Source organism: Rhodanobacter sp. OR87, assembly GCF_000473345.1.
Taxonomy (GTDB): Bacteria; Pseudomonadota; Gammaproteobacteria; order Xanthomonadales; family Rhodanobacteraceae; genus Rhodanobacter; species Rhodanobacter denitrificans.
This window is the reverse complement of record NZ_AXBJ01000031.1, coordinates 25,397-32,223: the sequence shown is the minus strand read 5'-3', so window position 1 is coordinate 32,223 and position 6,827 is coordinate 25,397. Positions and strand designations below refer to the sequence as shown.

9 protein-coding genes are annotated in these 6,827 nt (G+C 70.6%); 3 read left to right on the top strand and 6 right to left on the bottom strand.

Annotated elements, in window-relative coordinates:
- From RHOOR87_RS0117310 to cdd, 3 genes are all read right to left on the bottom strand, one after another.
- The coding region (locus RHOOR87_RS0117310) for a 5'-3' exonuclease H3TH domain-containing protein (protein ID WP_231381828.1) at positions 1-854 on the bottom strand (854 nt) is incomplete at its 3' end.
- Between the two features lie 47 nt (positions 855-901).
- Positions 902-1,471 carry a nitroreductase gene (locus tag RHOOR87_RS0117305; RefSeq protein WP_027485744.1) on the bottom strand — a complete coding sequence of 190 codons (570 nt, stop codon included), beginning with the start codon at positions 1,469-1,471 and terminating at the stop codon, positions 902-904.
- 61 nt (positions 1,472-1,532) lie between these two features.
- Positions 1,533-1,949: a cytidine deaminase gene (cdd, locus tag RHOOR87_RS0117300; protein ID WP_027485743.1), complete on the bottom strand. Its 417-nt coding sequence runs from the start codon at positions 1,947-1,949 to the stop codon at positions 1,533-1,535.
- 124 nt (positions 1,950-2,073) lie between these two features.
- Between cdd and RHOOR87_RS0117295 the strand changes: the two genes are divergently transcribed.
- Positions 2,074-3,174: an NAD(P) transhydrogenase subunit alpha gene (locus tag RHOOR87_RS0117295; protein WP_027485742.1), complete on the top strand. Its 1,101-nt coding sequence runs from the start codon at positions 2,074-2,076 to the stop codon at positions 3,172-3,174.
- Positions 3,175-3,341: 167 nt separating this feature from the next.
- On the opposite strand, the gene RHOOR87_RS0117290 is transcribed toward RHOOR87_RS0117295, so the two are convergent.
- Genes RHOOR87_RS0117290 through RHOOR87_RS0117280 form a run of 3 tightly spaced genes read right to left on the bottom strand, consistent with a single transcriptional unit; the run spans position 3,342 to position 4,849 of the window.
- Positions 3,342-3,884: a DUF3106 domain-containing protein gene (locus RHOOR87_RS0117290; protein WP_027485741.1), complete on the bottom strand. Its 543-nt coding sequence runs from the start codon at positions 3,882-3,884 to the stop codon at positions 3,342-3,344.
- A gap of 3 nt (positions 3,885-3,887) precedes the next feature.
- The gene (locus tag RHOOR87_RS0117285) at positions 3,888-4,268 is read right to left on the bottom strand and encodes a hypothetical protein (protein ID WP_015447056.1); all 381 of its coding nucleotides are present in this window, start codon (positions 4,266-4,268) and stop codon (positions 3,888-3,890) included.
- The gene (locus RHOOR87_RS0117280) at positions 4,265-4,849 is read right to left on the bottom strand and encodes an RNA polymerase sigma factor (RefSeq protein ID WP_015447057.1); all 585 of its coding nucleotides are present in this window, start codon (positions 4,847-4,849) and stop codon (positions 4,265-4,267) included. Before RHOOR87_RS0117280 ends, RHOOR87_RS0117285 begins: the two co-directional genes overlap by 4 nt.
- Positions 4,850-4,999: 150 nt before the next feature.
- Here RHOOR87_RS0117280 and RHOOR87_RS0117275 point away from each other — a divergent pair, with 150 nt between their 5' ends.
- Positions 5,000-5,305 carry an NAD(P) transhydrogenase subunit alpha gene (locus RHOOR87_RS0117275; protein ID WP_008435546.1) on the top strand — a complete coding sequence of 102 codons (306 nt, stop codon included), beginning with the start codon at positions 5,000-5,002 and terminating at the stop codon, positions 5,303-5,305.
- Entirely contained in the window at positions 5,305-6,762 is a 1,458-nt protein-coding gene (locus RHOOR87_RS0117270) for an NAD(P)(+) transhydrogenase (Re/Si-specific) subunit beta (protein WP_027485740.1), read from the top strand. The genes RHOOR87_RS0117275 and RHOOR87_RS0117270 overlap by 1 nt, the downstream gene beginning before the upstream one ends.
- Positions 6,763-6,827 lie beyond the last annotated feature (65 nt).

The following is a 6,827-nucleotide window of genomic DNA, read 5'->3' as shown; positions in this document are numbered from 1 at the left end:
CAACTCAGCAGGGTGTGCAGGCGGCTGCGGGTGAAGGCGCCGAAGCGCAGTTGTTCGCACAGTGCGTCGAGCTGGTCGACGGGCGGCGGGCGGCGCTGCAGGACGTCGGCGGATTCGGCACCGGGGGCGTCCAGGGCGATGCGGGTGAGGCGGCGATAGAGCCGCGCCTGTTCGGCGTGTTCGCGCAGTCTGGCGGCGCAGGCCACGGCGCCGCGCAGGCGCAGGAAGGCGACTTCGTCGATGCGCTCGAGCAGCGCGTCGAGGCTGCCGAAGTGGCTGAGCAGGGCGGCGGCGGTCTTGGCGCCGACGCCGGGCACGCCGGGGATGTTGTCCACGCTGTCGCCGCACAGGGCCAGGTAGTCGGCGACCTGGTGCGGGTGCACGCCGAGTTTCTCGTGCACGCCGGCCGGCCCCCAGCGCAGGCCGCGGGCGTAGTCCCACTGCTCGTCGTGCTCGCCCAGCAACTGGCCGAAGTCCTTGTCGGCGGAGACGATCACGCTGCGCCAGCCCTGCGCGCGCAGGTTCCACACGGTGCTGCCGATCAGGTCGTCGGCCTCGAAGCTGTGGTCGATCATCAGGTGCACGCCGAGTGCCTCGGTGATCGCGCGGCATTGCACGAACTGCCGTTCCAGGTCGGGCGGCGGCAGCTCGCGGTTGGCCTTGTACGGCGGGTAGATCGCGTTGCGGAACGAGCTGGTCAGCGAGGCGTCGAACGCCACCGCGATGTGTTCGGGCTGCACGCGTTCGAGCAGTTCGCACAGGAAGCGGGTGTAGCCGTGCACCGCGTTGACCGGGTGGCCGTCGGCGTCGTGGAATTCGTCCGGCATCGAGTGCCAGGCGCGGAAAACATACATGCTGCCGTCGACCAGATGGACGGCTGGACGTCCGTTCGCCGATGCGTTCACGGCGTCCACGTGGAGAGCAGCTGGTCCAGCGCCGGGCGCTCGCGGTCGGGTACCTCGATCTGCGGCGTGCCGAGGTGGACGAAGCCGACCACATGTTCGCTCTCCGCCAGGCCGAGGACGCCGGCCGCCTCGCGGTCGTAGGCGGCCCAACCGGTCAGCCATTGTGCGCCGTAGCCCAGCGCATAAGCGCCGAGCAGGATGTTGTGGGCGACGTTGCCGGCGCACAGCTTCTGCTCGATTTCCGGCACCGTGCTGTCGGCGTGCAGGTGGGCGACCACGGCGATCACCAGCGGCGCGAAGGTGTAGCGCGTGCGCTCCTTTTCCCGCTTGGCGTCGGACAGCTCCGGGTGCTGGCGTTCGGCAATCGCCGCCAGCCGCTCGCCGAACGCTAGCTTCGCCTCGCCCTGCAGGCGGATCAGGCGGAACGGCACCAGCTTGCCGTGGTCGGGCACGCGGATCGCCGCTTCCAGCAGTTCGCGCAGGCTCGCCTCGTCCGGCGCCGGTTCACCGAGCTGGCGCGAGGGGACGGAATGGCGTTGCTGGAGCAGGGACAAGGCAGCGGACATGGAGCGGTTCTTTCGGTGGGGACTGCCCATGCTAGCCGGCGCAGCCGTTGCGCGCGAACCGTCAGGCCGGCTGCGGCAGCTTGAACGAGCCGGGCAACAGGGCGGTCACCGTGGTCTGCCGGGTGTCGCCGTGCAGGTTGGCCAGCAGCACCGGCATGGCGTCGTCGCACAGTTCGGACATCACCTGGCGGCAGGCGCCGCAGGGGCTGACCGGGTTATCGGTATCGGCGATCACCGCGATGGCGACGAAGTCGCCAGGCCGGCAGCCGGCGGCGACGGCGTTGAACAGGGCGGTGCGTTCGGCGCAGTTGCACAGGCCGTAGGAGGCGTTTTCCACGTTGCAGCCGCTGAAGCGGCGGCCGTCGCGGGTGAGCAGCGCGGCACCGACCAGGAAGTTCGAGTACGGCGCATAGGCCTGTTCGCGCGCGCTGCGCGCCAGGGCCAGCAGGTCGTCGAAAGCGTCGGCAGTGGTGGGCATCGGGATCTCCGGCGATGACCCCGGGCAGTGGCTGCCGGCGGGCCAGCTTACTCTTTTGGATCGGTCCGGATCAAAGGCCGCCGCTGCCGCTAAGATGACCGGACCACTGCCGAGGGGATGCACCATGCCGATCACCGTAGCCGCCTTGCGTGAGACCGCCGCCGGGGAGCGGCGCGTGGCGATCACGCCCGAGATGGCGAAGAAACTGCGCGGCAAGGGCCTGCGCGTACTGCTGGAACGTGATGCGGGGCGCGCTGCGGGTTTCCCTGACGCCAGTTATGCCGAGGCCGAATTCGCCGACGCGGCCGGCGTGCTGGCGCAGGCCGACGTACTGGCCTGCGTGTTGCCGCCGGCCGATGCGGTGTTCGCCGGCTTGCGCGAGGGTAGCGTGGTGGTCGGCCAGTTGCGTCCGTACGGCGCGGCCGGGCGCGTCGCCGCGCTGACCGCGCACAAGCTCACCGCGTTCTCGCTGGAGCTGCTGCCGCGCACTACCCGCGCGCAGGCGATGGACGTGCTGAGTTCGCAGGCGGCGGTGGCCGGTTACCGCGCCATGCTGATCGCGGCCGAGGCGTCGCCGAAGTTCTTCCCGATGCTGACCACCGCCGCCGGCACCATCCGCCCGTCGAAGGTGCTGGTGATCGGCGCCGGCGTGGCCGGCCTGCAGGCGATCGCCACCGCGCGCCGGCTCGGTGCGCAGACTGAGGGCTACGACGTGCGTCCGGAAACGCGCGAGCAGGTAGAGTCGTTGGGCGCGAAATTCCTCGACCTCGGCGTCAGTGCCGCCGGCAGCGGCGGCTATGCGCGCGAGCTGTCGGCGGAGGAGCGTGCCGCGCAGCAGCAGGCACTGGCCGACCACCTGAAATCGTTCGACGTGGTGGTCTCCACCGCCGCGGTGCCGGGGCGGCCGGCGCCGAAGATCCTCACGGCCGCGATGGTCGAGGGCATGAAGCCGGGCGCGCTGATCGTCGACCTGGCCGCCGAGAGCGGCGGCAACTGCGAGCTGACCCGGCCGGGCGAGCGGGTCGAGCATGGCGGTGTGGTGATCCTCGGGCCGCTGAACCTGCCGGCCGGCGCGCCGCTGCACGCGTCGGAGATGTACGCGCGCAACGTGTTCAACTTCGTCGAGCTGCTGGTGCACGACGGTGCCTTGAAGCCGGATTTCGACGACGAGCTGGTGGCGAAGAGCTGCCTCACCCACGCCGGTGAGACGCGCTTCGCCGGCTGAGCGAACCGTAGGGCGATCACCGCCCGTCAGTAAGGCGTGTTTCATGATGCCGCAGGGCGGGCACGGCCCGCCGGCTTTCGACGGTCCGGAGCGGCGGGCGGTGCCCGCCCCACCCACGGTTGCGCGGGGATTCCTGCGGGAGCGTGCGGGCCGGGACGAGCCGTCGCTCAGGGGTGGCCCGGGTCGCCAGGCGGTGGCGGAGGCGGGCGGTCGTGGCCGTGGCGCTCGTCCCAGTGCAGGCGTTCGGCCGGCGGCAGCGCGTGCCATTCGCGGATCAGTTGCTCGCGCTGCGCCGGCGGCAGTTGCTGGAAGCGCTCGAAGGTGGCGTGCAACTGCTCGCGCTGCTGCCGCGGCAGCTGGTGGAACTTGCGCATGTTCTCGCGTGCCTGGTGGCGCTCGTCCGGCGTCATCTGTTGCCAGCGGGCGATGTGCTGGCGGATTTCCTCGCGCCGTTCCGGCGGCAGGGTGGCCCAGCGTTCGGCGCGCTGCAGCATGCGCGATTGCTTGCGCGGCGACAGGCTGTCCCAGGTTTTCTGCAGCGGCGCCAGCACGTCGCGCTGGGCTGGGTCGAGGCTGTTCCACGGGCGCGGCGGCGGCATGTCGCCGCGGGACGCCGGCGGCGCGTCCTGCGCGTGCAACGGCGCCGCGGCGACGCCGCCGAGCAGGGCGGCCAGCAACAGCGGCAGGAGCGGGCGGAGGATTCGGGTCATGGCTCAGCGGGCTGCGGCATGGCTGCCGGCGGAAGCCAGCCAGCCGTAGAAGTCGAGGTTCTGGTAGAGGTTCGGGTCGGTCTTGTCGGCGTCCGGCGGCAGCTCGTTGTCCAGCTCGTCGGCGCTGCTGGCGGGCTGCATCGCGGTGCTGGCGTGCGGCGGCGGCAACGGCTGCCACACCAGCATCGTGGCCAGCGCGATCACCGCGAAGGCGCCGGTCGGGATCAGCCAGCGGACGGCACGACGCGCAGGGGCCTGCACCGCGTCCAGCGCCTGCCGCCGCGCCGCGCGCAGGCGTCCGGCGGTGGCCGGGTCGATGCGCTGCGCGGCCTCGTGCCAGAGTTCGCGGGCGCGCTGTTCGAGATGCTTGTCGGGCGAAGTCATCGCCAGTCCTCCAGTTGGTCGCGCAGATGATGCATCGCGCGCGATAGATGGGTTTTCACGCTGCCTTCGGAGCAACCCATGGCTTGGGCGGTTTCCGCCACGTCCAACCCTTCCAGCATGCGCAGCATGAACGCTTCGCGCTGGCGCTGTGGCAGTTGCCGGACCGCGGCGGCCAGGTCCGCATACGACTGCACGTCGTGCAGCCGGCCCAGCGGATCCTGGCCGGGGTCGGCCGGCTCCCATGCGGGTAGTTCGTCGCCGTCGTCGTCGCGGCCGCCGCCGAGCCAGCCCACCACGATCGAGCGCACCTTGCGCCGGCGCTGCAGGTCGACCACGCGCCGGCGCAGGATGCCCCAGAACAGCGGCGCCCATTCCATGGCGGGCTTGTCGCGGTAGTGCCTGACCAGCCGCAGCATGGCGTCCTGCACCGCGTCCATGGCGTCCTCGCGCTGGCGCAGCTGCAGCTCGGCCATGCGGAACGCGCGCCGCTCGACCTGCGCCAGGAACGCATCCAGCGTGGCGGGCGTTTCGCGCGCGTCGCCCAGCAGGTCCGTGTCGAGTGTGCCGGCCACGCCGTTCATGGGCTCGTCGGCCGCAGCGTCGGGTGAAGCATCCTCGGGCTCCAGCGGGGGGTACCCGGTGTTCAACGCGGCAGGCTCGCACGGGTTGACCGGCACCCGTATGATGCAGACTCGACGTCCTGGCGGGCGGCTCTCACGGGGGATGGGCTCATGATCGACGGTTTCCTGGCGCTGTACATCTTCATGCTGGCCGCCTTTACCGGCTATGAAATCATCGCGCGGGTGCCGGTGATCCTGCACACGCCGCTGATGTCCGGCTCCAACTTCGTGCACGGCATTGTGCTGGTCGGGGCGATGATCGCGCTAGGCCACGCGCAGACGCCGTTCGAGATCGCGATCGGCTTCATCGGCGTGCTGCTGGGCGCCGGCAACGCCGCCGGCGGCTACGTGGTGACCGAGCGGATGCTGGAGATGTTCAAGTCCAGCAAGCCGGACGCCGGCAAGGGAGCCAAGTGATGAGCTGGTTGCCGACGCTGATCAAGGCCTGTTATTTCCTCGCCGCGCTGCTGTTCATCCTCGGCCTGAAACGCATGAGTTCGCCGCGCACCGCGCGCGGCGGCATCGTGTGGGCAGGCTACGGCATGTTGCTGGCGGTGCTGGCCACGTTGTTCCTGCCGGACATGCACAACCGCGGGCTGATCGTTGCCGCGGTGCTGGTCGGCGTCAGTGCCGCCTGGTGGAGCGGCAAGCGCGTGGCGATGACCGCGATGCCGCAGATGGTGGCGCTGTACAACGGCATGGGCGGCGGTGCGGCGGCGGCGATCGGCGCGGTCGAGCTGATCGGCTACGCGCGCGGGCTGGGCCTGCTGCAGGCGGTACCGGATACCTCGCCGCTGCGGCCCGAAGCCTGGGCGGTGAACGGCCTGCCGCCGGCGCTGTCGCCGACCGAGCTGGCGCTGGGCGTGCTCGGCGCGCTGATCGGCGCGGTGAGCTTCTCCGGTTCGCTGGTCGCGTTCGCCAAGCTGCAGGGCTGGATGGACAAGCGCTTCGTGTTTCCCGGCCAGCGCACGGTGAACCTGTTGCTGCTGGCGGCGGCGGTGGTCGCCGGCGTGCTGCTTGCCACCAGTCACGCCAGCCCGGCGCTGATCGCGGCGTTCTTCGCGCTGGCGCTCGCCTTCGGCCTGATGATGACCTTGCCGATCGGCGGCGCCGACATGCCGGTGGTGATCTCGCTGTACAACGCGTTCACCGGCCTGGCGGTGTCGTTCGAGGGTTTCGTGCTGGGCAACGAGGCGATGATCATCGCCGGCATGGTGGTCGGCGCGGCCGGCACGCTGCTGACCCAGCTGATGGCCAAGGCGATGAACCGCTCGATCGGCAACGTGCTGTTCGGCAGCTTCGGCGCGGCCGGCGGCGAGGCGCAGGCGATCGAGGGCGCGCAGAAGCCGATCGACGCTTCCGACGCGGCGGTGATGATGGCGTACGCCGAACGCGTGGTGATCGTGCCCGGCTACGGCCTGGCGGTGGCGCAGGCGCAGCACAAGGTGTGGGAGTTTGCGCAACTGCTGATCAAGCGCGGGGTGAAGGTGAAGTTCGCGATCCACCCGGTGGCCGGGCGCATGCCCGGGCACATGAACGTGCTGCTGGCCGAGGCCGGCGTACCGTACGACCTGATCGCCGACATGGACGACATCAACCCGGAGTTCCCGGCCACCGACGTGGCGCTGGTGATCGGTGCGAACGACGTGGTCAATCCACTGGCCAAGACCGACCCGGCCTCGCCGATCTACGGCATGCCGATCCTCGACGTCAGCGCGGCCAAGCACGTGATCGTGATCAAGCGCGGCCGCGGTACCGGCTTCGCCGGCATCGAGAACGCGCTGTTCTACGCCGACAACACCCGCATGCTGTACGGCGACGGCCAGGCCGCGGTGGGCGAACTGGTGGCGTCGCTGAAGGACATCGACGCCTGAGTCGGCTGGCACCTTCCATGGGGTGGGTGCGGCCGGCCGCGTTTCTGCAGGAGCGCAGGGCGGTG

Bases quoted from the DNA above. Each gene is read 5' to 3' on its own strand.
- RHOOR87_RS0117285 (WP_015447056.1), bottom strand. From the start codon at position 4,268: ATGACTTCGCCCGACAAGCATCTCGAACAGCGCGCCCGCGAACTCTGG.
- RHOOR87_RS0117275 (WP_008435546.1), top strand. From the start codon at position 5,000: ATGATCGACGGTTTCCTGGCGCTGTACATCTTCATGCTGGCCGCCTTT.
- cdd (WP_027485743.1), bottom strand. From the start codon at position 1,949: ATGCCCACCACTGCCGACGCTTTCGACGACCTGCTGGCCCTGGCGCGC.
- RHOOR87_RS0117305 (WP_027485744.1), bottom strand. From the start codon at position 1,471: ATGTCCGCTGCCTTGTCCCTGCTCCAGCAACGCCATTCCGTCCCCTCG.
- RHOOR87_RS0117290 (WP_027485741.1), bottom strand. From the start codon at position 3,884: ATGACCCGAATCCTCCGCCCGCTCCTGCCGCTGTTGCTGGCCGCCCTG.
- RHOOR87_RS0117295 (WP_027485742.1), top strand. From the start codon at position 2,074: ATGCCGATCACCGTAGCCGCCTTGCGTGAGACCGCCGCCGGGGAGCGG.
- RHOOR87_RS0117280 (WP_015447057.1), bottom strand. From the start codon at position 4,849: ATGAACGGCGTGGCCGGCACACTCGACACGGACCTGCTGGGCGACGCG.
- RHOOR87_RS0117270 (WP_027485740.1), top strand. From the start codon at position 5,305: ATGAGCTGGTTGCCGACGCTGATCAAGGCCTGTTATTTCCTCGCCGCG.